Genomic DNA, 25,566 nt, shown 5'->3' with positions numbered 1-25,566 from the left:
TCATCATGACCCATCAAATTGAACTACTGCGCAAACATACCAGCTTTAAAGGACAGCAACGCTACTATCAAGACCTTGCCGAGCCACTCGATCGCCATATTGAATTGGCGATTTATCTCCCAGAAGCGACTATGGCAAATAAACATTGCTCAGTAATTTATTATCTACCTGATATCCACGCCAGCGCACATAAAACCGCTAGCCAATCTGATTATCAGCGCTACGCCAATCGCTACGATATGATTGTTGTGATTCCAGATATTTTTGGCAATTATCAAGGCGAGGTAAGCGAACGCCTTGCGCGCTATCAACAAGAGCATAACGCCATCACCACCTACATCACCGAATATCTTCCCAGCGTTATCGAACATCATTTCCGCGCCTATGAAACCAGAAGCATTATGGGTTTTGGCTTTGGCGCCACTTTAGCGCTTAATCTTGCGCTCACCTATCCTGAGCAATTTAGAAGCCTCTCTCTCTTCTCACCTTGGATAGGCTTTGGCAACACCCCGTGGTTTAACAGTCTAACCCCCACACCGCAAACCGACCTAGACCCCATCGCAAAATTCACCCCAAAAAACCAAAAAATCATCCCCACTTGGATAGATATTGGAGCAGATGATCAACTCCTTGGTAAACAAATTCACATCGAACGCCTAGAGCACGCGCTCTCCGAACTTCCCAAAGCCCATCAAACCTATTTAAATCAACGTCCTCACTACGACCACAGCTACTATTTTGTTGCCTCTCATATTCGTGAGCACTTCGTCTTTCATGCCGATAACCACGAATAACTATTCCATCACTCCCCTACAAGCGCGCCACCAAAGCGCGCTTATCCAACTGGCGCATAGTCAACAGGTTTACCCAGCCAGTGCCAACGACCATCTCACCCTAACCGCCCTTGATTTCCAAGCACAACTCATCGGCTACATTGTCTGGCAATTTGCCAGTGATGAAGCCAGCCTCCTTGGCATCGCCGTTTCTCCCAATTATCAACGCCAAGGCATTGCCCAGAATCTTTATCATCACAGCCAACCCTACCTACAAACCCACCATATCACTACCAGCTTTCTGGAAGTGCGACAAAGTAATATACCCGCCCAACAACTCTATCAAAAACTTGGCTACCAGCGCATCGCAAAACGCCATCACTACTACCCCCCAACGCCCTCAAATCAACACCGCGAAACAGCGTTTATTTACAGAAAAACCCACCGTTTATAACACGCCTACTCACTCAATAAAAAATCATGCTTAAAAAATAAAAATAAGCTATAGTTGCGCCCGCAAGTTCAAAACTTGCGACTTTTTCAATCAACAAAAGGAAAAAATAATGAAACATACTTTAAACTTAACGCTTGCCATTGCAGCAGCAATTGGACTAAGCGCTTGCGGTGGCTCAAATAATAATATGACCCACTCTAAACGCCCACAAATTCAACACCCACAAACTCAGAAACCGCAGGTGCAACAACCTTCTGCAAATACTAGCGCCACAAACTTCACTAAATACGTTACTCATGATGATGATTTCGGTTTTAATGACATCGTTGCTGTTGGCAATACTGTCATTTTACAAGGCAGAAACGACAAGCGCGCCAATGTTGATTTAAGCAGTGTACTCACAAAAAAAGGCTATCAAAAAAACAACGCAATCTATTCTAGTAAGAAAGGAAATAAAGTAGTAAAAGAAAACCATGAACTCTTTAGCTACCTCAATGATTATTCTTTCGTTACCATAGGAAAATCGCAGGTAAATAAGAACGAAGGTGGGGCATTACACAACGGCGTTCCAGTTCAACAGTTGCCTGTAACTGGTCTTGTTAATTACAAAGGCAGCTCTTTTGATGACAAAGGGCATAACGGCAACTTTGCATATACCGTTGATTTTGCTAAGAAAGCTGGCTATGGAACCGTACAAAGCCCTTCATATGGCAATTTCCTCCTAAGACCTGCTGATTTAAAAGGCAATAAATTCAGTGGCGATGCAAAAAGCTCTCAAGCTGGTTCATACGAATATAAAGCCTACCTCTATGGTAAAAATGCTGAAGAAATCGTTGGCTTTATCGAAAAGATATCACCCATGGTGATTATGATATCCCAGTCGTTGGATTTGCTGGCAAACAAGCTAGGTAATTCCAACAAAATCTTAGCGTAGTTTCATGTTTGGCAGCTTATTCTTAGCTTTGCCTACATGAAACAGATAAGCGCTAAAATACAAAAAAAGCGCCTTAATAGGCGCTTTTTTTAATCTACCAACACCAGTAATTATTTTTTATTGCTTCTTTTGCGCTCATTTTCTTTAAGCAATTTTTTGCGCAAACGAATTGATTTTGGCGTTACTTCAACCAATTCATCTTCATCAATAAATTCTAGTGCTTGCTCTAAGGTATTGCGGATTGGGGGCGATAAAATCAAGTTTTCATCGGTTCCTGCCGCGCGGATATTAGTGAGCTGTTTCGCCTTAAGCGGATTAACCACCAAATCATTATCGCGACTATGAATGCCGACAATCATGCCTTCATAAACTTCATCGCCATGCCCGATAAATAAACGTCCTCTATCTTGTAAATTAAACAAGGCATACGCCAACGCTTTCCCCTCTGCCATAGAAATCAACACCCCATTATGGCGAGTTTTCCCTAATCCTGCTTTTAGTGGCCCGTAGTGGTCAAAAACTTGGAATTTTAGACCACTGCCTGAGGTGATGGTCATAAACTCTGTTTGAAAACCAATTAATCCACGCGTTGGAATAATAAATTCTAAGCGCACGCGCCCTTTGCCATCTGGAGTCATATTGCGCAAATCGCCTTTACGTTCACCCATGCGCTCCATAACACCGCCTTGATGTTGTTCTTCAATATCTAACACCACATATTCAAATGGCTCATGCGTCTGTCCCTCTACTTCTTTAAAGATAACCTCTGGACGAGAGACGCCAAGTTCGTAGCCTTCACGGCGCATGGTTTCAATCAGTACAGCCAAATGCAATTCACCGCGTCCTGATACTTTAAATTTATCAGGGTCATCCATTTCTTCTACTCTTAGGGCAACGTTATGAATTAACTCTCTATCTAAACGCTCTTTGATTTGACGTGAGGTAACGAATTTGCCTTCACGTCCTGCAAAAGGAGAGTTATTGACTTGAAAAGTCATGCTCATAGTGGGCTCATCCACGCTTAGGTTTGGCAAGGCTTCAACTTCATTTGGGTCGCATAAAGTGTCTGAGATAAAGAGCGGGTCAATGCCTGTAAAAGAAATAATATCCCCAGCAGCTGCGCTATCAACTTCTACTTTTTCAAGCCCTAAAAATTTAAAAATCTGCAACACACGTCCATTGCGCACATTGCCTTTTGTATCGACTACTTTAACGGCGGTATTGGTGCTAATGCGTCCACGTTGAACGCGTCCAATGCCGATAACGCCCGTATAGTTTGAATAATCTAGTGAGCTGACTTGTAAACGAAATGCCCCTTCGCGGTCTACTTTAGGCGCTTCAACGTGTTGGATAATCGCCTCAAATAACGCCGTCATATCGCCTTCGCGCACCTCCATTGTATTGCCTGCATAGCCGTTTAAAGCAGAGGTATAAACAACTGGGAAATCCAATTGCTCATCAGTGCCGCCTAAGCGGTCAAATAAATCAAAAGTTTCATCTAATACCCAATCTGGACGTGCCCCTGGGCGGTCAATTTTGTTAATCACAACAATGGGGCGCAACCCTTGTTCAAATGCTTTTTGCGTTACAAACCGCGTTTGTGGCATGGGCCCGTCCATGGCATCGACTAAGAGCAACACACAATCAACCATTGACAATACGCGCTCTACCTCACCGCCAAAATCGGCGTGTCCTGGCGTGTCAACAATATTAATTTGATAATCTTTCCAACGAATGGCGGTATTTTTTGAGGTAATGGTAATCCCGCGCTCACGTTCTAAATCGCCAGAATCCATCATGCGCTCGCTTATCTCAGCGCGCTCAGTTAAGGTATCGGATTGGCGGATTAATTGGTCTACTAGGGTTGTTTTACCGTGGTCAACGTGGGCGATGATGGCGATATTGCGCAACTTACTAACGTCATTATTTTGTTCAGTCATTACTCTTTTTCCAAATGATGCGCGCCATATGGCGCTATAAAAAAGCGCCACGAAGGGCGCTACAAATTTTTAGGGGCGCGATTATAGCACTTAGCGCTTTAAAAATTAGAATTTTATCCGCCTAGGGCGTTTTTTCTGACAATAAATGCTCGTAGCGTTCATCGGTTAGAAGATGTAGAAATGCAATAAGCGCCTCGATTTTGCGCTCTGTTAAAGGCTGTGCTTTGAGTTCATTTAAATCAACGGTCTGTGCGTATTCAGGCGGTTGCCACGCTTGCCCTGTTTCTGGGTTAATTTGGCGCTCTGGATTGTTGTAGTGGTCATAGAATTCAATCACTGTGCGCAGGTCTTTAAAAACGCCGTTATGCATATAAGGCGCGGTTATCGCGACGTTGCGCAAGGTGGGATTTCTAAATTTACCTGCATAGCGTTTGTCTTTTACTTCGGGATTGTCTAATAATCCTTGATCAACATACTCTTTAGCTAAGCGGTTGTGCGCGATAAGGTTGCGATTACTAGGCACACCAATATTGCGGTATTGATGGTTGGTAAAAGTCTCTCGCGAGTCATCTTCAGGATAAAGGCTGTGGCAAGTACTGCAATTAACATTTTTTTCTGAAAAAAATAAAGAACGCCCCAAATCTTCCAATGGGGTTAATTCATATTCACCGCGCAAAAATTTATCGTATTTGCTGTCGTAACTAGAGAAAAACGCACTGCGCTCAAAAGTTGCAATGGCTTCGGTCATATTGCTATAAATCTGCTCAATATCGCTATCGCTGATTTCAAGATGGAGATTTTGTTGGTATTTAGGCGGCAACAAGGAATGATATGAGCTGTTTTCTTTGAGCCTTAGCACAATAGCGCGTTTATCTGACATGCCCATTTCAAGCGGATTAAGCGGTGGGCCTGCGGCTTGGTCGGCTAAAGTGCGCGCGCGTCCATCCCAAAATAATCCACCAACATACTCTTTTAATAAGGGGTCGTAATGAAACTCTGGAATAGCGGCGGCGTAGCTAATCGTTGGCGCATTGCGATTGCCAAAAGAATGCCCATCATCTCCAAGCGATACTTGCCCATTCGCGCTGGTCTTGCGCGTGTCTACAAATGCGCTTGCAGGGTCATGGCAACTGCTACAAGATTGTCCACGATTATTAGAAAATGTTGGATCAAAAAATAATAATTGTCCGATTTGTTCCTGAGTTAAGGGCTCAGCTTGGCTGGTCAATGACATCATGCAAAACAACCATGCAAATTTTGTTGAGAATGAAAGGGGGTTATGCATGTTTTTCTCCTTTGTTCATGCGCTTGATTTTGCGCTTAAGCTCTTTAAAGGGTTGGTAAATGAGTTTAACAACGCTGTTGTAGGATTGGCTTTGCTGGCGCCCTAGTCCAAAATTTAATGGTTTATCTATTTGGTCGCTCCTTTTTAAACTACCAAAAATTGTGTCCCAAATCGCAAGGTAGCCTCCGTAGTTGTAATGATAATGGCGGTCGCTGTGATGAATTTGATGCTGGCGGGGGAGATGAAAACGCGCTCTAAAATGTATCCGTAAGAAATAGGGATATGTGAATGGCGCAGATGGCTACCCAATACCGAAAAACCAAACAACAAGGCATTGACCCCAAAAATGGTGTATAGATTAAATCGTGCACCAAATAAAGTGAGAAATACGCCCGTTATCAAACCAACGCTTAGACTATAACGCACGCCAAAGAGAAAATTTTCCACAGGATGAACGCGGTAAAATGTTATCGGATTCAGCGCTTCAGCGCTGTGATGAACTTTGTGAAATGCCCACAGGTAGCGGTTGGTATGTAACAGGCGATGTAACCAATAACGGGTAAAGTCTCCAAATACAAACAAACTCACCGTATAAGCCAATACAATCCATTCATAACTTATCGCCCATTGTAATGGTGCAATCCATGGAGAAAGCATTTGATTAACCCATAACGCAATGACTTTTGCAGAGATGATAATAGGGGCGAGTAAGGCAACTTTAATCCACCAAGACAGCACAAAATAACAATAATCCAAACGCGCTTGCGCACTCCACCAATACTCTTTTAAGCGCTGAGCTGTAGGCAAGCTGCGATAACGATACCCCCAATACGCCAAAGCAATCAATGCACTACTAAGCAAATAGCCCCAAAATAATCGCTCTTTGGCGTTAAACAGTCCTTCCCATGGAAAGTGTTGCATGTCTCTAATCGCCGTCGGCGTCTAGAATTTTAGCAACAACATCTAAAGATTTAAGCAGATGTTTATAGTAAGCGGTTTGCAAGGCATCTAGCGCATCAAACAAAGGGCGCATTGTTTTAGGTTCAAATTGCATTTCCTTAGGCGTTTGCTGAATTTGAGTTAATGCGTTTTGTGCTTGCATAAGCGCTTGCTGGGCTTGCTCAAGCGCTTCATGAGCGCCATTTTCTCGCGCATAGGTGGCAAAATTAGGTTGAAACTCATCCCCAATCATGCGCTCATGCGTTTTCAAAATCGCCTCAATTGCTGGCAAAGAAGCACCGCTTAAATAATATTCTTGACGGCGTGGATCAGGATTGCCTTGATACTTACGCGATAATCCAGCTGCATCGCCAACGCGCCATTCTCTTGTTTTGTAAACGCTTTCAACTAAACTATTGAGAAGATAGGCGGTGGTTTTGTCATATTGTCCACCTTTGCCATTTTTTCCATGGCTGAGCGCTTTATCAGCGTTATCAACATAAGCCTGCGTGATTAATTCTAATTTGTTGCATAGATTATCGGTAATGGTTGTTAGTAACTGCTGACGGCGAGCACTGGGTTGTTCTACACCAAATAATAAATATTCCAACGCATTGATGCTTTTATAACTATTTTTGTATAGCGCTTTTTCAGGCGCTTTATCCCCTGCTAATGCGCGCTCAAGCGCTTTCTCAAGTTTTTCATTTCCACGATGAAAGACATCAATTAACTGTGGATAATCAATGGTTTCAACCGCCACACTGCCCAACATATATGTCGTTTCCACAGCTTTCCACGTTTGAACCAAATCGCTAAAACTTTGTTGCAAAGTCGCTTTATCAGGAGAGTGTTCTAAGGTGTTGGCAAACTCACTACATTGCTGAGCGCTTTTGGCGCCATTGTTAATCAATACAAAGTGATAGATAAAATCAACTGTATTATCTTGTGCTTGAGCCAACGGCGAAAAGGCGCACATTGCCAGCGTGAGTAAAGTCGGTTTTAAATAGGATAATTTCATTTATAAATGCTCCAAAAAGGTAATAATGGCTTGCCTTTGTGAGGCAGGTAAGTTTTTAAAAGCCTCTTGAGCGTTGGCTGCTTCGCCCCCATGCCAAAGAATGGCTTCTTCAAGCGTTTTCGCGCGCCCATCATGTAAAAATCGTTTTTGTGTGCGCACACGTTGGGATAATCCCCATAATGGTGTGGTGCGCCATTCTTCAGGAGAGGCTAAAAATTCTGCTCGTTTGCCTGCAAGCGCTTCTCCCATATCATGTAATAAAAAATCACTATAAGGCTCAATTGTTTGTTGCATAAGCTTATAACTTTCAATATGGCAACCGCTACAGCCTAACTGTTTAAAGAGCCTCTTTCCCTCTTGTGCCTGCGGAATCAATAGTTGTGCCTGAGGTGCTTTAAAATGGCGGATATAAGCATCGATAGCTTGTAAGCGTAAAAGCGGTAAATCCAAATCCCCCAACGCTGTCACACTTCCACGGGGAGCTTGTTGACATTCATATTGCGCATTAGTGCATAATTCTTGCGGAAAATACGGATTGGTTAACCCCATATCATGCGCTGCCGCATCCGCTGTTTGCATCAGCGTATTGGCTTGAGACGCCTTATAACCAAAGCGTCCCAATTGTATTGCCTGCGCCAGCGGTTCATACACCCAATTTGCCCGCCCACTAATCCCATCCCCATCACTATCCTCTGGGTCGGCATAGCGCAAAATCTGCTCATCCTCCAATTGAGCCACCAATCCCAACCCTACCAGTGCAGGCGCTTGACGCAATTCAGCAGTTGTATTGACATCCAGTGCACCATAATTAAGCTCAGACCATTGCAAATTAAAAGCATGCATCTCTACTTCTTGCCCATCGGAAAACTTTTCTCTTTGACGCTTTACATCAACCACCACCTGCCCCTCAGGTTTGACCTTGCCAGTGCTATAAATAGCGAGTTGACTCCCATAAATAGGGTCAGGTATTAACATCTGCTCTTGTGTGCGCTGAGCATGCACGCTTGGCTGACCAAATTTCACCACCAAAGAGGCTGGCGGTATAAATTTCTCCATCTCCACCCCAGAAAAATCAGCAGAACTATTTTCCAAATGACAACTGCTGCAGGTATGGGCATTAAACAACGGGCCCAATCCATCCCGCGCGGTGGTTGCGCTAGGCGAGGCCACCCAAGGAATTGTAAAAAAAAGACCGCCCCAAAACCACCAAATCCTGCTCATCATCTGTTTTTGCCATGAAAGGTTGATGCAAAGCGTGTTCACTGGTTGAAGGGGTAAACCACTGCTGTGAAAAAAGTTGCGGCGACATCACCAAAAGCAATGCCGCCACATAATGATTACGCATTACACGCATTTACTGATTAAACGCTGGTTTCTTCTGGGTCGGTTACATCCTCTTCTGTTAAACTCACGCCAAAGCCTTTTGCAACCAAAACCATCTTATCTGCCAACTTACGCATTTGATTTTTCATCGTGACAATATTTTGTGCGCTTTCTTGATTAGACGGATGAATTTGATAATCAAAATGCATGCTAGTAGTTGCCAATTGATTCATCTTATCAACGCGCGCATCAATATCTTTAATTAACGCTAAAACCTCAGCTTGTTCAGCATCGCTTAATACATCAAAAGGCGCAACCCCAATAGATTGACCTTCATAGCGCCCAAACAATACATTTTTAAAGCCTTCAAAGTTTGAAATAATATCGCGGTGCGTGTTATCAGAAAAACAAGAATGCTCATCCTCCTCACTTGGCGTTAACACTGCAACAGCAATGCGCTCATTTGCCAACTCTGATTTTAAAAATACCCCCATCCCTGCCAAAATCTGCTTTAACGCCTCATCTTGCGCAATATTTTTCTCAGCTTGAGCGCCCTCTAATTGTCCTAGCAACGCCGCACGATACAAACCTTCATTCCCGTTAATCGCTGATGCCCAAGCGCCATTAACTGTTGCTAAATCCTCTACCAATTTATCCACGGCAGCGCGCAAATAATCCTTACGACGACTAGCATAAGCATCCTCTGTAAAATCACTTAACGGACGTTGTCCTGCAACCATCGCCCCATGCGTGATTTTATCCTCAAGCATATTGTCATAATCTTGGTCTTGCCCCCATAACAAAAACTCAATCGCATGATAGCCCGACGCCACATTCGCCTCACCCCCATTCAAGTTCAACGCGCTAATTGTATCGGTATTAATATTATCTATATTAACCGCTGTTGGCTCATCCTCAAGCGCAGCGGGTATAAACTCCCCTTTAGAATCAATGATATTACCGCTGGTTTTATTGCCATCGGCATCAATTGTATAGTCAATCATATTTTCATCTAAAGGCCATGAATTAATGTGTGATTCTAGCGCACCATAAGCCTCTGCAACCCAGCCCTCTTCCGCATCAATTGGGCCTTCAGATAAGCGAAACACCTCAGAGCGACTATAACTATCACGCCCATCAAGCCATGCCTGTTTAGCCGCTTCAAAAGTTTGTTCCGTTGGATTGTCTACAAACTGATGAATTGCCGCTTGAATCTTTTTCGCATCTTCCAAACTATGCTGATAGCTTAATTGTGCAAGGTCGGCATAAGTTGTTAAAAAAGCTTCAGGGGAAACTTCCTTAGCACTTAATGGGTACGCCAATAAAGCAATAGCACTAGCCAACAAAGTCCGTTTAAACATATTGTCTCCAAAATTTTCAAATAAAGTGCCTACGTTATCACCAAAGCCCATTAAAGTAAATAGGAACAATTCTGATTTAGCTATAAAAACCAACTCAATAAATTTAAAATAATAAACAATCCAACACCCAATAAGCTATTCCCCTTATCCCTATCTTGTCGCCAAATAATCGCGCAAAACCTATATATTTTTTACAATTACTTTATAATGCCGCCCACAATGAATAGGCAATGGACTACAAAAAAATGTGGAAACGTCTACAAAAATGGGCACATCAATACAGTAGCCCCAAAGGCTTTGACCGCTTAGTTGGCTTTTTTCTACCATGGTTGACAGTATTAGGCTGGCTTATGCTTAGCATAGGCGTTATTTGGGGATTAGCATTTGCTCCGCTTGATTATCAAATGGGCAATAGTTTTCGCATTATCTATCTACACGTCCCCAGCGCCGCACTCTCCCTATCTATTTACGTCATGATGGCAATCGCTTCTTTTGTGTTTTTTGTTTGGCGCATTCGACTTGCTGCCTATTTTGCCCGCGCTGCCGCCAATTATGGGGCTTTACTGACCGCCTTAGCGCTTATAACAGGTGCCATTTGGGGCAAACCCACTTGGGGCACTTATTGGGCATGGGATGCGCGCTTAACCTCCGAACTCATCTTATTATTTTTATATCTAGCTTATATCTTATTACATGAAAGCCTTGAAGAGCACGACCAAGCCGACCGCCTAGCCGCCATACTGGCAATTATTGGATTAATTAACATTCCCATCATTCATTATTCAGTTGTTTGGTGGAACTCTTTGCATCAAGGCGCTACTTTATTTAAATTTGACACGCCTTCTATTACCAGCGACATGCTCTATCCGCTCCTGCTCATCCTTGGCGCTTTTTATGCTTTATTCTTCGCCCATACCCTTAAACAAATGCAAATTCTTATTCTAAAACAGCGCATCACTCGCGTTCTACAATCCTAATTTTCAAGGTATCCCTATGCAATTTGACACTTTTTAGCGATTTTTTAGCCATGGGCAAACATGGCGTTTTTGTTTGGAGCACTTACGCCATTGTGCTAATCAGCATGCTTATTTTACATATCCACACCTACCGCCAACATAAACGCCTTAGCCAACAACTTAAAACCTACAAACAACAATTCACACCGCCTTCTAGCATGAGCGACTGTTAATGCCCAATTCTTCATCCTTTAAGCATAACCTGTACAATAACGCCCTTTCATTTAAAAAAACCTTATGAAACCTGCTAAAAAAAAACGTCTTGCTTTGATTACTCTAATTTTTTCAGGCTTTAGTATCGCAGTTGGTTTACTTCTTTTTGCCATGCAACAAGACCTCAACCATTACTACTCATTAGAAAGCTATGCCAAAGCGCAAATCCCAACCGAACAAGCAGGCATTCGCGTTGGGGGAATGGTGCAAACCAACAGTCTAAAACGCCAAGACAAAACCCTTAATGTTGAATTTGCCATCACTGATTTTCAAAATCCTGCGCTCACCATTCGTTATACAGGCATTCTCCCCGACCTCTTCAGAGAAGGACAAGGCGTTATTGCAAAAGGCAAACTAAGCGCTGATGGCATCTTCTATGCTGATAGCATCCTTGCAAAACACGATGAAAACTACATGCCTCCCGAAGTTGCTGCTGATATGCAACGCTCTGGCTACAATCACCAAACCAATCGCTACAGCCCCACACAGGACAGCCAATGAACGCTGAAATCGGACACCTAGCACTCAATCTCACTGGTGGCATTGCGTTTTTACAATTCCTTCTTCCTGTGCTTACGCCCTATCCTGAAAATATCGCCCCACTAGTCAAGCGTCTAGCTCTTGCCCAAGCGCTTTTGCTCACTCTAAGCCTCTGCGCCCTAGGCTATGCTTTTTATACAACGATTTCAGCCTGCACTATGTTGCCAGTCACAGCAACAGCCTACTGCCGTGGTACTACCGACTTAGCGCCATTTGGGGCGGACATGAAGGCTCATTATTATTATGGCTTTACATCCTAAGTCTATGGAGCGCGGCGGTAAGCCTAAGAAGCCATCAACTCCCAGATGCTTTTTTGGCGCGCGTGCTTGCCATATTAGGGTATATCTCCTTTGGCTTTGTCTTATTTATCAGCCTAACTTCCAACCCATTTGCCCGCCAAATCCCCTTCCCTTTTGACGGAAAAGACCTAAACCCCCTCCTACAAGACCCTGGGCTTATTTTTCATCCCCCCATGCTCTACGCTGGATATGTTGGTTTTGCCGTTGCTTTTGCTTTTGTTGTCGCAGGATTATGGCAAGGTAGACTCGACAGCCTATGGCTAAAACGCGCTCGCCCATGGACACTGGCAGCATGGCTCACCCTCACCCTAGGCATCGCCTTAGGAAGCTACTGGGCTTATTACGAACTCGGATGGGGCGGTTGGTGGTTTTGGGACCCCGTAGAAAATGCCTCACTCATGCCATGGCTCATCGGCACAGCGCTCATCCATTCTCTAGCCGTGAGTGAAAAACGCGGATTATTTATGATATGGACGGCACTACTTGCAATCCTTGCCTTCTCTTTAAGTCTTGTGGGCACCTTCCTCGTCCGCTCAGGCGTCCTAACTTCCGTTCATGCGTTCGCCTCCGACCCCACACGCGGTATCTTCATCTTAGGACTTCTTACCGCCATTTTACTCCCTGCCCTTCTTTTGCTCATCTTACGCGCCAGTAGCCTAAGTCGCCCAAGCCCCTATGCCCTCCTATCGCGTGAAAGTGGTATTTTACTCAACAGCTGGCTCTTCTCAGGCGCTTGGCTTATCGTACTTGTGGGCACACTCTATCCGCTTATCGCAGACATCCTCTCACTGGGCAAAATTTCTGTTGGTGCGCCCTATTTTAACCGCCTTATAATTCCCCTAGCGCTCATTAGCCTTATCGCACTTGGTATTGGGCCACTCCTACAATGGCGACGCCATAAACTCACCGACCTCAAACCCAAACTCTACACCCTCTTTATCCTCACATTAACCATCAGCGTATGGTTACTAATGTTTTATGCCCCCAAACACGGCATTAATCCACAAACGCACCCACAAACAAAGGGCTATCATCTCGCTACATTAATAGCCACACTCGCCACCAGCTTTGCTTTAAGTGGCATCCTTACCGATTATCTCTTTCGCTTTAAACATCGCAGAATGCGCGCTTTAAACACACGCGCCGCGGATACAGGTATGATTATTTCACACCTAGGTTACATCCTAATGACTTATGCCATCATCGCCACAGGTTATTACAGCAACGAACAAGACCTCAGCATCCAAAGTGGTGGCAACGTTCAAATTGCCAACTACGACATTCACCTACAAGGATTTGAACAACACACAGGCGCCAACTACCAAGCCACACAAGGCAAATTCCTCATTCGAAAAACCGACGACCCCAGCTTCTTCAGCGTCTTAACACCTGCCAAACGCACCTATTTCTCCGCCACCATGCCCATGACCGAATCTGCCCGCCTCGTTACCCCCACCCACGACCTCTATCTCGCCATGGGTGAGGCACTAGATAACGACCATTGGGCAATTCGCGTACAACACAAACCATTTATTATTTGGATTTGGTTAGGCGCAGTGCTTATGGCATTAGGCGGAATGATTGCAAGCTTAGACAGACGTTATCGCAAGGACAAATCATGAACTCAACAAATCGCAAATTATTGATATTTTCTAGCTTAATCCTCCTTAGCTTCGCGCTCATTATTTTTCTTTTTGCCAAAGGACTAAACAACGACCCCAAAGAGCTCCCCTCCATCCTAACAGGCAAACCCCTGCCTAGTTTTGAACTCCCTGATATCAACCAACAAACCACCCACACCAACCAAGACCTCCCTCAAAAACCCTTTTTGCTCAACGTCTGGGGTAGCTGGTGCATTGCCTGCCATCAAGAGCACCCCTATCTCATGCAACTTGCACAACAAATTGACATCGTTGGGCTAAATTGGGCAGCAGATAATCCCAATGAAGAGCAAGAAGCGCAAGAATTTCTCCGCCAACTCGGCAATCCCTACCACCTCATCTTAAAAGACGATAACGCAAAACTTGTTACTGATTTAGGCGTCTACGGCGCGCCAGAAACCTTCCTCATCGCCCCTAATCAACAAATTCTCTTGCGTTATGCAGGCGTCCTCACCCCTGAGGTTTGGCAAACCCAGTTTCTTCCCCTACTACAAAACTAAGTTATGAAAAAAACCAGTCCCACCATTGACCTTATCCTAGAGCATCGTTCTATTCGTCGGTTTAGCGACCAATCCATCCCAACCGAAACGCTAGAGCTACTGCTGCAGTGCGCGCAAAAAAGCCCCCACCCCAAAACTCATGCAAGCCTACTCCATCATCAGCATCACAGATACTCATTTAAAACAACAACTGCGCCAAATCTCAGGACAAGCCTACGTCGAAGAAAACGCACATTTATTTGTTTTTATTGCAGATTTAAACCGCCATCACAACCTAAGCGATAGCGACTACAGCGCCACCATAGCAGACAGCGAAACCCTACTCACAGCCACCATTGACGCCACCCTAGCAGCGCAAAATCTCGTTCTAGCTGCGCAGTCTCTAGGATTAGGCAGTTGCTACATTGGCTCTTTACGCAACGACACCGCGCGCCTAATTGAACTCCTTCACCTCCCTCGCTACACCTTCCCATTATTTGGTGTCGCCCTAGGCCATCCTGCCGAAAAAGGCAGCCCCAAACCTCGACTGCCACAAGGTGAAATCCACCACCAAAACCAATATCGTAGCGACCTACAAATTCAAAACCAACATCTTGATGCCTATGACAAAACCCTAGCCACCTACTATGAAAAATGCTCTAGCAACCAGCGACAAGACAACTGGCGCAAACAAATGCACCAAAAACTCAGCGCAAAGCCACATACCGACGTTCACATCACCTTAAAAACACAAGGATTCCTAGATCAATGAACCGCCTATTTATCCTACTATTTAGCCTATTTTTTCTCCCTAGTGTCTTTAGCGCCGCACTAGATGACGCCCCCAGCTTCGCCACAGCTGAGCAGCACAACCAATACAACCATCTTATTGCCATCATCCGCTGTCCTACCTGCCAAAATCAAAACATTGCAGAATCTAACGCACCCCTTGCACGCCAACTGCGCCAAATCATCATTGAGCAAATACAAGCAGGCGAAAGCAACAACGCCATCACCACCTATCTCACAGACCGCTATGGTGATTTCATCACCTACGACCCACCCTTTAAACCCAGCACTTGGGCTTTATGGCTTAGCCCCATCATTATCATGTTCCTAGCGCTGATTTTATGGTTGAACTGGCGCAATAAAACACATCGCCAAAGCCTAAGCCCTAAAGAACGCCAACAGCTCTACACCCTCATTCAGCAATACAGCGAAAAATCATGAACCTCCTCATCAGCACTGCCCTCCTCCTCGCCCCCCTCAGTTTATGGCTTATCAGCGCTCGCCCTAAAGCCAATACCTCCACCGCGCCAGAAGAAAACCAACAAGAAATTCGCGCCCTCATTCACAGCTTTAACCAACAACGCGCCCAACTTGACCCACAACAAACCCAACGCCTTGATGAACTCGAAGCGCGCCTATATCACGAACTCCAACCCCTAATTCACCCCTAAAACCGCCCGCCCCCTCTTACGCCTTACCAAAGCGCATACCACCTTACTCATATTAATCACCCTCACACTAAGTACCGCCGCATGGTACTATCGCGGAGGCTATCTTGTTTGGCAATGGCAACAACTCGACAACCGCCTAAGCGACGCCCTTATCCGCAGTCAATACCTTGATGAACTCCCGCAAAACCTTCCACGCGAAGCACTTGCCACCTATTGCCTCGCCCTACAAAACCGCATCGACCGCCAAAATCCCAGCCAAATCGACACCCTAGCCCAATGCCTAAGCGAATATGGCAACTATCGTGGCGCGCGCGAGGCCTACCACGTTCTCTATCGCCAAAATCCCAACGATAGCGATATTGCCTTAAACTACGTACAAATGACCTTATTCAGTCAACAAGGACAACCCATAGACCCAGAAATCCTAACCCTCCTTGAGCGCCTCTACCGCCTTGATTCACAAAACCACCTCGCTGGTATTCTTCTTGCTAGCGCCTACACACAAAACAAACAAACCGAGCAAGCCCTCACGCTTTGGCAACAACTCCTAGACACCCTCCCGCAAAACCACCCACTCTACACACTCGCACAACAAACCTATCACAACCTAGCTCAATCCAGCCCTAATAATAATCCCACCTTACCCACCAACACCCCTCTCACAATCACCGTTAGCATCGACCCAGCCCTACTTAAAACCCTCACACCACAAAGCCAACTCTATGTTCTCGCCAGCCCTCTTGATAGCCGAATGCCCATCGCCGTCAAACGTCTTTCCCCCCAAGTACAACAAACCCTCACCCTAAGCGATAGCGACAGCATGCAAGGACAAAGCTTAAGCGCCCATGAACATCTCACTATCCGCGCACTCATTTCTCTAGACGGACAAGCCAACGGACAAACTACTGCAGAACAAAGCCAAACCCTCACCCTCCCCACCACCGCCCCACTGCGTTTAGAACTCAAAGCCCATGCGCCATCTTAACGCCCACAACCTCACCGCCTTACGGGCAGAAAAAATCATCTTCCGCCATCTCAATCTTGAACTCAACGCAGGCGAACTCCTTTATATTCGTGGCAATAACGGCAGCGGAAAAACCACCCTCCTACAAACACTCGCAGGACTCCTTCACCCCCAAGGTGGACACATCGACCGCCACGCCCCTCATCTTTATCTTGGACATCAGGCAGGCACCCATCCCCTTTTAAGTGTGCGCGAAAATCTGCAACTCTTCGCCAAACTCTACCACCCCAGAACCAGCAAACCACCACTTCCCCAAATTCTCGACCATGCCCTCCATCAAGTTGGGCTTCATCCCTACCAACATCAACAAACGCGCCACCTCTCAGCAGGACAAAAACGCCGTTGTCAACTTGCCCGCCTTTGGCTACCCGCCCCTAAACCAGCGCCTATTTGGCTACTTGATGAACCCTTTACCGCGCTCGACCAACCCACCATCGCCCGACTCATCCAACACTGCGAACACCACCTACACCAAGGCGGTTCAATCGCCCTCACCTCACATCAGCCTTTCACCCTCAACCACCCCATCCGATATTTGGATTTAACCCCCCATGCTTAACACCCTATTACAACGCGAACTGCTCAACACTTGGCGCAACCCCCAAGCGCTTTTACAGCCTCTTTTATTTTTTCTCCTAACCGTCTGCCTTTTTCCCATTGCCAGCGGTGTAGACAATCAAAACCTACAACACATCACCCCCCCAGCATTATGGATAGCGCTGCTCTTTGCCACCCTACTGGCCAGCGAACGCTTTTTCACCCATGATTATCATCATGCATCTTAAGCCAAGACATCTTGCATTTAAGCGATTACTGGCTAAGCCTCATTGCCAAACTGCTCGCTGCATGGTTAGGATTTATCCTCCCCTTACTCGCCTGCCTTCCCTTACTCATGATATTGCTGCACATCCCATGGTCTATTTTAGGGCTAATGATTGCGCTTCTAAGCCTTGGCAGTTTTTGCCTTTTTACTCATCGCCATGCTAGGCGCAGCGCTAACCCTTAGCCAAACGCACAACAGCTTTTTAAAATTTTTAATCGTTATGCCGTTATTTATGCCTCTTCTAATTATCGGCGTTAGCGCCACACGCGATAGCCTGCTTGGACTTCCTGTTTATGGGCATATTGCTCTTTTAGCCGCATTAACCTTATTCTCATGCATTAGCATTATCCCCTTTGCCAGCCTTGCCATTAAAGCGCAATCACTACCTTAAGCCACCACCTGCCAATGCCACTGCTCACCTGCTAAAAACGGCACTAACACCGTATCGCCAAATGGCAACGTCTCAGGCAATTGCCATACGCGCTTTTCTAACACCAACTCGCCATGGTTATACGGCAATTCATAATACTCAGCGCCAAATTTAGCAGCAAAATCATTGAGCTTATCCAATGCTTGAGCGCGCTCAAATACCTGCGCATAAAATGCCATGGTTGCATAACCCGTATAACACCCAGCACACCCACAGGCACTTTCTTTTGCTGAGCGCGCATGTGGTGCGCTATCTGTTCCTAGAAAAAAACGCCTATCCCCACTCACTGCTGCCTGCACCAATGCCAAGCGGTCTTCTTCTTTTTTTAAAATCGGCAAGCAATAAAAATGTGGCTTAATACCACCGACCAACAACTGATTGCGATTAAATAACAAATGATGCGCTGTGATTGTCGCGGCCAAATTCCGTTCTTGTGAGCGCACATATTCCACCGCATGCGCGGTTGTAATATGCTCTAACACCATTTTTAGCCTTGGAAATTTTGCTCTTAGCGGTATCAATACCTCTTCAATAAAACAACTCTCGCGCGCAAAAATATCTACCTGCGCCTCTGTAACCTCCCCATGAATGAGCAAAATTAACCCCACCTCTTGCATCACAGATAAAATCGGCTCCAGCGCTTCTAAATGCGCCACGCCTTGCGCTGAATTGGTTGTCGCACCCTTGGGATACCATTTAACCGCCAATACGCCCTGCGCTTTGGCATGCAACAGCGTCTCTGGTGAAAGCGTCTGGCTTAAATACAAACTCATCAATGGCGTAAAATCAGCCCCTTTAGGAACATGAGCTAAAATTCGCTGGCGGTATGCGCTCACCGCTTCCAAAGTATCCACCGCTGGCACCAAGTTGGGCATGACCAACGCCCGCGCACATTGACCAAGTGCATCACCTACCGTGCGCGCCAGCGCCTGCCCATCGCGCAAATGCAGATGAAAATCATCAGGTCGAGTCAGCGTTAGCATCATTATCCTTTTCTCCTTAGGTTATATCTTTTTGATTAATATGGTTTTGCTTTACAAAAATTTGCTCTTCATTTTGCTGTTTACTGGCAAATCTCAAAACCTTATAAAGTTCAATGCAAAATAGCAGCTCTATATTTTTATTCAGCAGATAGATTAAACCACCGCTCACGGCGCTGAACGCATTTAAGCGATGCATCATGTTTAACCTGAATATGCGCTAAAGTTTGCGAAGGCGCGTTTAATTCAAATTCAAACTCATGCAAAACCCCATCACGAAAAACATGCAAGCGCACCTGCGCCCCCACCGCCCCTGCTTTAAAACATCAAACAACATTACTTGGCTTGCTTTAAATCCATTGACCGCCACAATCTCATCTTCAACCGCAACCCCACTCAATGCGGCAGACGAACGAGCCTCTAACTGGCTCACCTTTAAAATAGCTCCATCTTGTCGCCAAGAAAATCCTGCATCGGATGTACTGCGTTGCTGAGAATTGCCCTCACTAAGGCTAAGATGCGGATGATGGGCTGCCATTTGTTGCAAATCTAACCCCAATTGCGTACACGCCCAATGCAAAGGTAACGCATGATGGGTATGCAATACTTGCGTTAAAAATTTCTGAAAATCATCAATACTTTCTTCAGGTAACCACTCAATTACCCGCCTACGGAAAGACGCTTCATCCAAACCAATCCCATCTTCTACAAATTGTTGCCACAAAATCAACATAATATCGGCAAGACTTAATTTATCATGACTATGCGTGCGCAGAAAAATATCCAAACAAAATGCCATCAACGCCCCATGGACATAATAATTCGTCGAACTATTAACCGCATCTTCGCCCCCGTTATAAAGCTTCGTCCAAGCCTCATAACTTGATAGCGCCAATGTCTGTTGCAAACGCCCCCGCCGTTGCCAATAGGCGCTAATATCTTTTTCTAAAAGTTGCAAATATGTTTGCATGCTAATCACCCCACTTTGCAACAACAGCCAATTATCAAAAAAGGCGGTAAACCCTTCAAAGAGCCACAACATCTCTGTAGGCTGTTCTTGCGAGAGCACATAAGGCTGATAATCGATTGGGATTAAATCTTTCACGTTCCACGTATGAAAATATTCATGCGAAAACAGCCCTAACAACTGCACATAATCTCGTGTCTGCGGTGTATTGAGCGCGGGCAGAGTGCGCCTTGGCGCCATTAAAAGGGTTGAGCTACGATGCTCCAGCCCACCATAATCATTTTCAGTTAAATGCAATAAAAAACGATACCCCCCCACAGCCTTAGGCATAGCTCCCTCAAACATCGCCACCGCCTGCGCGCACACTTTGCGCACATCCTCAGTTAAGCGAGCCACATCAAAAGGTTGTGCCTGTCCACTCATTACAATTTCATGCTCAATGCCTGCGACATCAAAACGACGCACCAAAAAATGCTCCGCCAATATAAAGGGCGTATCAATTAAATGATGATAATCATCAAATAAATAAGGACCATTTTTTGCACCACCACCTGCGCCCCACTAACCTCCCAATGTTGATGCTTTTGTTGTAAATTAAATTCTAAAATATGAACTCTCTGAATCTCTTGCTCAATATAAAGACAAGCACAGCAAGGATTAAAAATTCCACGTTCGTGGTCAAGATAACATCCGCGCACCGATTTATCCCGCGCATAAACCTCATAAGTTAGCTCATAGTCTTGGGTTTTTGCTGGCAAATGCACCTGCCAGCGCGATAAATTAAGCATCGATAACGCAAAAGAATTTCCATCCACACTATAAAGCGATAACTTACTAATATGTTTAGAAAAATCCCTACGAGTATAACTCCCTGGTATCCAAGTAGGAATGGCAAATACCAACTTCCCTCCACTGTAACGAAAACGCATAGTAACGAAATAACGATGCCCACCTTGCATCGGTTCAACAATATAAGTAATAGGAGATTGCGTCATACATTATCCTTTTAATGGCGCTAAATAAATTCAATTAAAATAGCAAGATTATGCTAATTTATCCGCATATTTTATAGAACCTTTACGCTTTTCTCTACTTGTAAAAATTTTTTTCATCCCCATAAACAGCGCCTAAACATAAAACCATATCAACCCATATCTAAGCGCCTAACCCAAAAGGATTAGCCATGAAAGTCTTGCCCGTTAGCCCCATACAACCAGCCCCTCTCACCACAGATAATCATCCAGATGAACCCTCTTTGTATGAAATCCTCATGCTCAATGATGATTTTACGACCATGGATTTTGTCATTGATGTGCTCATCCGTTTTTTCATAAAAGCAATCAAGACGCGCACCGCCTAATGTTAGAAATTCATGAAAAAGGCAGCGCTATTTGTGCCATTTGCCCACGAGAAATTGCCGAAACTCGTGTAGCGCAAGTGATAAAGCATGCTCGCGCGAATGATTTTCCACTCATGTGCGTATTGCGTTTGCACTAGGTATCGATAGAATTAGGCATTAAATTAGGAGAAAACTATGTTATCCACCGCTTTAGAGCAAGCCATTGACCGCGCCATGCGTAACGCCCAAAGTGCCCGTCATGAGTTTTTAATGCTTGAGCATTTATTACTCTCTTTATTAGATGAACCCAGCGTTAGCGATGCCATCCTCGCTTTAGGGGGCGACTTGATGATTTTGCAAGAAAACCTCAACCGCTATCTTGATGAGCATTCTCCTAAGTTTGATAAAGAAGACAACGAACGCAGCACTCAACCTACCGTCGCGTTCCAGCGTATGATTCAGCGCGCGGTTTTGCATGTGCGCAACTCAGGAAAAACAGAGGTTACTTGTCTAACCGCTTTGGTTGCCATTTTAACTGAACGGGATTCATACGCCTCATTTTTTCTGAAAAAACAGGGCATTGAAAGATTAGAACTCACTTCTTATATCTCACATGGAAAAACCAGCGAACACAGCGCCACAAGCGAAGAAACCTCAGAAGATAGCGCAGAAAATAGCGAAAAATCCAAACCAGCGCCTAAATCTGCCATAAAAGAATTTACCGTTAATCTCAACGAGAAAGCACGCGATGGACAAATTGACCCTGTTATTGGGCGTGAAAAAGAAATTGAGCGTGCCATGCAAACCCTCTGCCGTCGGCGCAAAAACAATCCATTATTAGTCGGCGAGGCAGGCGTAGGCAAAACAGCGATTGCAGAAGGACTCGCCAAAGCGATTGTTGAAGGCGAAGTTCCAGAGATTTTAGCTAATGCAAAAATCTTTAGCTTAGACATTGGTAGCCTGCTAGCAGGCACTAAATACCGTGGTGATTTTGAAAACCGCTTAAAAAGCTTTATTAAAAGAACTCAAAAAAAGTTAACAATGCCATTTTATTTATTGATGAAATTCATACAATTATCGGCGCAGGCGCAACTACAGGAAGCACTATGGACGCCTCTAATCTCATCAAACCCGCGCTTTCAAGCGGTGAATTAAGATGCATTGGCGCAACAACGGATAATGAATATCGACAAATTTTTGAAAAAGACCATGCGCTTAGCCGTCGTTTTCAAAAAATTGATATTCTCGAACCCAGCATTGAAGACAGCATTGCCATTTTACAAGGACTGAAAACTCGCTATGAGCAGTTCCACAACACAACCTATCTAGATGAATCCATTAGCGCTGCGGTAAATTTATCTAATCGCTATATCAATGACCGACGCTACCTGATAAAGCCATTGATTTAATGGATGAGGCAGGCGCGCGTCTAAATTTCCTACCAAAAAATAAGCAACAAAACGTCATCGATGCTTTGATGATTGAGCAGTTAGTGGCGCGCGTGGCACGTATTCCAGAAAAAAGCGTCTCGCTAGATGATAAAAATCTACTCAAAACACTAGAACGCGATTTGCAAACCGTCGTATTTGGGCAAGATGAAGCCATTGCAACGCTAAGTTCTGCCATAAAATTAGCGCGCGCTGGATTGCGTGATAATCGAAAACCTATCGGCTCATTTTTATTTACAGGACCAACTGGTGTAGGCAAAACCGAAGTATGTCGCCAATTAGCGCACGTTTTAGGAATTGAATTATTGCGCTTTGATATGTCTGAATATATGGAAGCTCATAGCGTTTCCAGATTAATTGGCGCACCTCCAGGTTACGTTGGCTTTGAACAAACAGGCTTATTAAGCGAAAAAATCCTCAAATACCCACACGCCGTATTGCTTTTAGATGAAATCGAAAAAGCTCATCCAGATATTATGAACGTTCTTCTACAAGTAATGGACAACGGAAAACTCACTGATGCCAACGGGCGCGAAATTAACTGTCGCAACCTTATCATCGTGCTCACCAGTAATATTGGCGCTTTTGAAATGGATAAAAACCGTATCGGTTTTGCTAAAGCTCACAGCAAAGATGCTGCCAAAATGCAATCCGATAACGCCATTAAGCGCTATTTTACGCCAGAGTTTCGTAACCGCTTAGATGCCATTATCGCCTTCTCGCCATTAGATGAGCGCACCATTGCCCATGTAGTGGATAAATTTATCATTGAATTGGAGCAACAATTAGAAGATAAAAACGTTACCATCAGCCTAAGCCCACAAGCCAGAACATGGCTTAGCGACAATGGTTATGACCCCAAAATGGGTGCACGTCCCATGGCAAGGCTCATTCAACAACACATCAAACAACCTCTTGCCGAGCAATTGCTCTTTGGCGCTTTGGCAGACAAGGGTGGGCATGTACTCATTGAGGTTAAAGATGATAAATTGGTTTTAACCTATCAAACTCAAGACACCCCGCAAAACAACCTACTGCCGACTAATGATTAATAGCTCAAGAAAAAACGCAACCTTCAGACAAAAAAGCCTCTTTAACATTGCAAATCAGTTTGAAAGTTAATCGTTTTTAGGATAAGTCAAATGCAACCTATCAAAAGCCGTGAACACATTTCACGGCTTTTTTATACCTAAGCTGGCTCAATAAAATACATGGTTTCATTACGCGTTAATTGCACCAACGCCGTTATAATCACCAAAATCCCGCGCAATTTATCGCCTCTTTTTATGGCAATGAAGCGCGGGAAATTGGCGGGGCTTTTATAAGTCATCGGGACAGCTGGCGAGGTGTCTTTGGCGCACAGCAAACAGCGATTGCAGAAGATTATTTAAAAGAACAAGCCCATAAACAAAATTCCGCACCGTCTGCTAATATTCCTTTCCCTAATATGCCCTAATAAAAAGGCAACCGCATAGGTTGCCTTATCTATCTATTAGCACTACAGCACAATGGCGCTAATAGGCGCTAATCTTCTTGAGACGATAATTTTTGCAACAATGCATTCTCTTCCTGTAGCAATGCACCGCTTTTAGCATAAATCCCTAATTTTTCGCGCGAATCAATAATATCTAAATTGCGCATTGTGAGCTGACCAATACGGTCTGTCGGCGTAAACGCGCCTTGAACTTTTTCCATGCTCAAGCGCTCGGCTGATAAGTCAAATTAGGGGATTGTGTATTTAAAATGCTGTAATCATTCCCACGGCGCAATTCTAATACAACCTCACCAGTAATTGCTTTAGCCACCCAACGTTGCGAACTTTCACGCAACATTAACGCCTGAGAATCAAACCAGCGTCCTTGATAAAGGAGCCTTCCTAAGCGCAAACCATTGATGCGATATTGTTCAATCGTATCCTCATTATGAATGCCTGTAACCAAGCGGTCATAGGCGATATACAATAATGCCATGCCAGGAGCTTCATAAATTCCGCGTGATTTGGCTTCAATAATCCGATTTTCAATTTGGTCGCTCATGCCTAAACCATGTCGCCCAGCAATTTCATTGGCCTTTTCCATCAGCTTAACCAAGCTAGCAAACGATTCACCATTAATCGCCGTTGGCACTCCTTCTTCAAAACGCACGCGCACTTCTTCTTTATCAATTTTTACCGACTCATCCCAGTAGCGCACCCCCATAATTGGATGAACAATTTTGTGTGAGGTTTCTAAATATTCCAAATGTTTGGCTTCGTGTGTCGCCCCTAGCATATTTGAATCGGTTGAGTAGGCTTTTTCACTTGACATTTTATAATCAAAACCATTGGCAATTAAAAATGCGCTCATCTCCTCACGTCCGCCCAGCTCATCAATAAACGCCTCATCTAACCAAGGTTTATAAATGCGCAATTTAGGATTAGTGAGCAAACCATAGCGATAAAAGCGTTCAATATCATTGCCTTTGTAAGTACTGCCATCGCCCCAAATATTCACACCATCTTCTTGCATCGCTGCAACCAACATTGTGCCAGTAACCGCGCGCCCCAACGGTGTCGTATTAAAATATGCCACACCACCTGTACTAACATGAAATGCCGCACACTGAATCGCGGCAATCCCTTCATTTACCAGCTGAGCCCGACAATCGATTAAACGCGCCAAAGTCGCGCCATACTCATGCGCTTTTTTAGGGATAGCGTTGTAATCTTCCTCATCAGGCTGTCCAAGATTAGCCGTATAAGCATAGGGCAATGCACCTTTTTGCTTCATCCATAACAGCGCCGCTGATGTATCCAAGCCGCCAGAAAAAGCAATCCCCACTTTTTCTCCTTTGGGTAAACGTTTGCAAAATAGTTGCATTT

At 44.8% G+C, this 25,566-nt stretch carries 27 protein-coding genes and 5 pseudogenes; 20 read left to right on the top strand and 12 right to left on the bottom strand.

All coding sequences use genetic code 11. The annotated features are described in order from the left end of the window. Positions 1–5: 5 nt before the first annotated feature. The 3 genes from A5N84_RS08015 (at position 6) to A5N84_RS08005 (ending at position 2,161) form a co-directional block, all read left to right on the top strand. Positions 6–794 (top strand): alpha/beta hydrolase, encoded by a 789-nt coding sequence (locus tag A5N84_RS08015; protein WP_072281953.1) that lies wholly within the window; start codon positions 6–8, stop codon positions 792–794. After that, the gene (gene rimI, locus A5N84_RS08010; protein ID WP_072281952.1) at positions 775–1,227 is read left to right on the top strand and encodes a ribosomal protein S18-alanine N-acetyltransferase; all 453 of its coding nucleotides are present in this window, start codon (positions 775–777) and stop codon (positions 1,225–1,227) included. The genes A5N84_RS08015 and rimI overlap by 20 nt, the downstream gene beginning before the upstream one ends. Positions 1,228–1,336: 109 nt before the next feature. Then, positions 1,337–2,161: a factor H binding protein domain-containing protein gene (locus A5N84_RS08005; protein WP_072281951.1), complete on the top strand. Its 825-nt coding sequence runs from the start codon at positions 1,337–1,339 to the stop codon at positions 2,159–2,161. Between the two features lie 110 nt (positions 2,162–2,271). Here the strand turns inward: A5N84_RS08005 and typA are convergent, their stop codons facing one another. The 7 genes from typA to A5N84_RS07975 form a co-directional block, all read right to left on the bottom strand. Continuing rightward, on the bottom strand, positions 2,272–4,101 hold the full coding sequence (gene typA, locus A5N84_RS08000; RefSeq protein WP_072281950.1) for a translational GTPase TypA: 1,830 nt from the start codon (positions 4,099–4,101) through the stop codon (positions 2,272–2,274). A gap of 121 nt (positions 4,102–4,222) precedes the next feature. Continuing rightward, entirely contained in the window at positions 4,223–5,386 is a 1,164-nt protein-coding gene (locus A5N84_RS07995) for a cytochrome-c peroxidase (RefSeq protein WP_198923879.1), read from the bottom strand. Positions 5,387–5,530: 144 nt separating this feature from the next. Next, positions 5,531–6,307 (bottom strand): sterol desaturase family protein, encoded by a 777-nt coding sequence (locus A5N84_RS07990; RefSeq protein WP_198923878.1) that lies wholly within the window; start codon positions 6,305–6,307, stop codon positions 5,531–5,533. A gap of 4 nt (positions 6,308–6,311) precedes the next feature. After that, a complete protein-coding gene (locus A5N84_RS07985) occupies positions 6,312–7,343 on the bottom strand; it encodes a hypothetical protein (protein WP_072281949.1) in 1,032 nt (343 codons plus the stop codon). Then, the gene (locus tag A5N84_RS07980; RefSeq protein ID WP_233120066.1) at positions 7,344–8,564 is read right to left on the bottom strand and encodes a di-heme oxidoredictase family protein; all 1,221 of its coding nucleotides are present in this window, start codon (positions 8,562–8,564) and stop codon (positions 7,344–7,346) included. After that, on the bottom strand, positions 8,500–8,688 hold the full coding sequence (locus tag A5N84_RS10935) for a hypothetical protein (protein WP_198923891.1): 189 nt from the start codon (positions 8,686–8,688) through the stop codon (positions 8,500–8,502). Before A5N84_RS10935 ends, A5N84_RS07980 begins: the two co-directional genes overlap by 65 nt. A gap of 16 nt (positions 8,689–8,704) precedes the next feature. Then, the gene (locus tag A5N84_RS07975) at positions 8,705–10,027 is read right to left on the bottom strand and encodes an imelysin family protein (protein WP_072282012.1); all 1,323 of its coding nucleotides are present in this window, start codon (positions 10,025–10,027) and stop codon (positions 8,705–8,707) included. A 230-nt stretch (positions 10,028–10,257) separates the two neighbouring features. Here A5N84_RS07975 and ccmC point away from each other — a divergent pair, with 230 nt between their 5' ends. The 14 genes and pseudogenes from ccmC to A5N84_RS07915 all read left to right on the top strand — a co-directional run bounded on the left by ccmC (position 10,258) and on the right by A5N84_RS07915 (position 17,933). Beyond that, a complete protein-coding gene (ccmC, locus tag A5N84_RS07970; protein WP_198923877.1) occupies positions 10,258–11,004 on the top strand; it encodes a heme ABC transporter permease CcmC in 747 nt (248 codons plus the stop codon). 50 nt (positions 11,005–11,054) lie between these two features. Then, positions 11,055–11,117 (top strand): annotated as a pseudogene (ccmD, locus tag A5N84_RS13520) (heme exporter protein CcmD); the annotation flags it as partial. A 163-nt stretch (positions 11,118–11,280) separates the two neighbouring features. Then, positions 11,281–11,757: a cytochrome c maturation protein CcmE gene (ccmE, locus tag A5N84_RS07960; RefSeq protein ID WP_072281946.1), complete on the top strand. Its 477-nt coding sequence runs from the start codon at positions 11,281–11,283 to the stop codon at positions 11,755–11,757. Continuing rightward, entirely contained in the window at positions 11,754–12,056 is a 303-nt protein-coding gene (locus A5N84_RS12090) for a hypothetical protein (RefSeq protein WP_233120046.1), read from the top strand. Before ccmE ends, A5N84_RS12090 begins: the two co-directional genes overlap by 4 nt. Next, on the top strand, positions 11,948–13,717 hold the full coding sequence (locus A5N84_RS07955) for a heme lyase CcmF/NrfE family subunit (RefSeq protein ID WP_332882166.1): 1,770 nt from the start codon (positions 11,948–11,950) through the stop codon (positions 13,715–13,717). Before A5N84_RS12090 ends, A5N84_RS07955 begins: the two co-directional genes overlap by 109 nt. Next, positions 13,714–14,256: a DsbE family thiol:disulfide interchange protein gene (locus A5N84_RS07950; RefSeq protein ID WP_072281945.1), complete on the top strand. Its 543-nt coding sequence runs from the start codon at positions 13,714–13,716 to the stop codon at positions 14,254–14,256. Before A5N84_RS07955 ends, A5N84_RS07950 begins: the two co-directional genes overlap by 4 nt. A 3-nt stretch (positions 14,257–14,259) precedes the next feature. Then, a pseudogene (locus tag A5N84_RS13515) lies at positions 14,260–14,376 on the top strand (oxygen-insensitive NADPH nitroreductase); the annotation flags it as partial. A 19-nt stretch (positions 14,377–14,395) separates the two neighbouring features. Next, positions 14,396–15,007, top strand: a complete 612-nt coding sequence (locus A5N84_RS07945; RefSeq protein ID WP_078055668.1) for a nitroreductase family protein — start codon at positions 14,396–14,398, stop codon at positions 15,005–15,007. Continuing rightward, positions 15,004–15,465 carry a cytochrome c-type biogenesis protein gene (locus A5N84_RS07940; RefSeq protein WP_072281944.1) on the top strand — a complete coding sequence of 154 codons (462 nt, stop codon included), beginning with the start codon at positions 15,004–15,006 and terminating at the stop codon, positions 15,463–15,465. The genes A5N84_RS07945 and A5N84_RS07940 overlap by 4 nt, the downstream gene beginning before the upstream one ends. Continuing rightward, positions 15,462–15,695 (top strand): hypothetical protein, encoded by a 234-nt coding sequence (locus A5N84_RS07935; protein ID WP_072281943.1) that lies wholly within the window; start codon positions 15,462–15,464, stop codon positions 15,693–15,695. The genes A5N84_RS07940 and A5N84_RS07935 overlap by 4 nt, the downstream gene beginning before the upstream one ends. A 49-nt stretch (positions 15,696–15,744) precedes the next feature. Continuing rightward, positions 15,745–16,680, top strand: coding sequence for a tetratricopeptide repeat protein (locus A5N84_RS13660; RefSeq protein ID WP_456300052.1), 936 nt, complete (start codon positions 15,745–15,747; stop codon positions 16,678–16,680). Continuing rightward, positions 16,667–17,278: a heme ABC exporter ATP-binding protein CcmA gene (gene ccmA / locus A5N84_RS07925; RefSeq protein WP_072281941.1), complete on the top strand. Its 612-nt coding sequence runs from the start codon at positions 16,667–16,669 to the stop codon at positions 17,276–17,278. The genes A5N84_RS13660 and ccmA overlap by 14 nt, the downstream gene beginning before the upstream one ends. Continuing rightward, complete coding sequence (locus tag A5N84_RS07920) at positions 17,271–17,504, top strand: heme exporter protein CcmB (RefSeq protein ID WP_072281940.1); 234 nt, start codon at positions 17,271–17,273, stop codon at positions 17,502–17,504. The genes ccmA and A5N84_RS07920 overlap by 8 nt, the downstream gene beginning before the upstream one ends. A 165-nt stretch (positions 17,505–17,669) precedes the next feature. Beyond that, on the top strand, positions 17,670–17,933 hold the full coding sequence (locus tag A5N84_RS07915) for a heme exporter protein CcmB (protein ID WP_072281939.1): 264 nt from the start codon (positions 17,670–17,672) through the stop codon (positions 17,931–17,933). Here A5N84_RS07915 and pyrC read toward each other — a convergent pair. From pyrC to A5N84_RS07895, 4 genes are read right to left on the bottom strand one after another with little or no spacing between them, the layout of a single operon-like run. Further along, positions 17,930–18,958 (bottom strand): dihydroorotase, encoded by a 1,029-nt coding sequence (gene pyrC, locus A5N84_RS07910; RefSeq protein ID WP_072281938.1) that lies wholly within the window; start codon positions 18,956–18,958, stop codon positions 17,930–17,932. The genes A5N84_RS07915 and pyrC overlap by 4 nt on opposite strands. Positions 18,959–18,971: 13 nt before the next feature. After that, entirely contained in the window at positions 18,972–19,154 is a 183-nt protein-coding gene (locus A5N84_RS07905; protein WP_072281937.1) for a hypothetical protein, read from the bottom strand. Positions 19,155–19,193: 39 nt separating this feature from the next. After that, positions 19,194–20,384 (bottom strand): M61 family metallopeptidase, encoded by a 1,191-nt coding sequence (locus A5N84_RS07900; protein ID WP_233120064.1) that lies wholly within the window; start codon positions 20,382–20,384, stop codon positions 19,194–19,196. A 35-nt stretch (positions 20,385–20,419) separates the two neighbouring features. Continuing rightward, on the bottom strand, positions 20,420–20,914 hold the full coding sequence (locus A5N84_RS07895; protein ID WP_072281935.1) for a M61 family metallopeptidase: 495 nt from the start codon (positions 20,912–20,914) through the stop codon (positions 20,420–20,422). A 188-nt stretch (positions 20,915–21,102) separates the two neighbouring features. On the opposite strand from A5N84_RS07895, the pseudogene A5N84_RS13510 reads away from it, so the two are divergent. The 3 genes and pseudogenes from A5N84_RS13510 (at position 21,103) to A5N84_RS10315 (ending at position 24,162) form a co-directional block, all read left to right on the top strand. Further along, positions 21,103–21,416 (top strand): annotated as a pseudogene (locus tag A5N84_RS13510) (ATP-dependent Clp protease adaptor ClpS). A gap of 37 nt (positions 21,417–21,453) precedes the next feature. Next, positions 21,454–23,758 (top strand): annotated as a pseudogene (gene clpA, locus A5N84_RS13505) (ATP-dependent Clp protease ATP-binding subunit ClpA). A gap of 179 nt (positions 23,759–23,937) precedes the next feature. Next, positions 23,938–24,162 (top strand): transferrin-binding protein-like solute binding protein, encoded by a 225-nt coding sequence (locus A5N84_RS10315; RefSeq protein WP_072281934.1) that lies wholly within the window; start codon positions 23,938–23,940, stop codon positions 24,160–24,162. 68 nt (positions 24,163–24,230) lie between these two features. Here the strand turns inward: A5N84_RS10315 and argG are convergent. After that, positions 24,231–25,564: pseudogene (argG, locus tag A5N84_RS07875) on the bottom strand (argininosuccinate synthase). Positions 25,565–25,566: the final 2 nt, after the last annotated feature.

This window comes from Rappaport israeli, assembly GCF_001888055.1.
GTDB lineage: Bacteria > Pseudomonadota > Gammaproteobacteria > Cardiobacteriales > Cardiobacteriaceae > Rappaport > Rappaport israeli.
The sequence above is the reverse complement of the archived record's forward strand: the minus strand, read 5'-3'. Positions and strand labels throughout refer to the sequence as shown.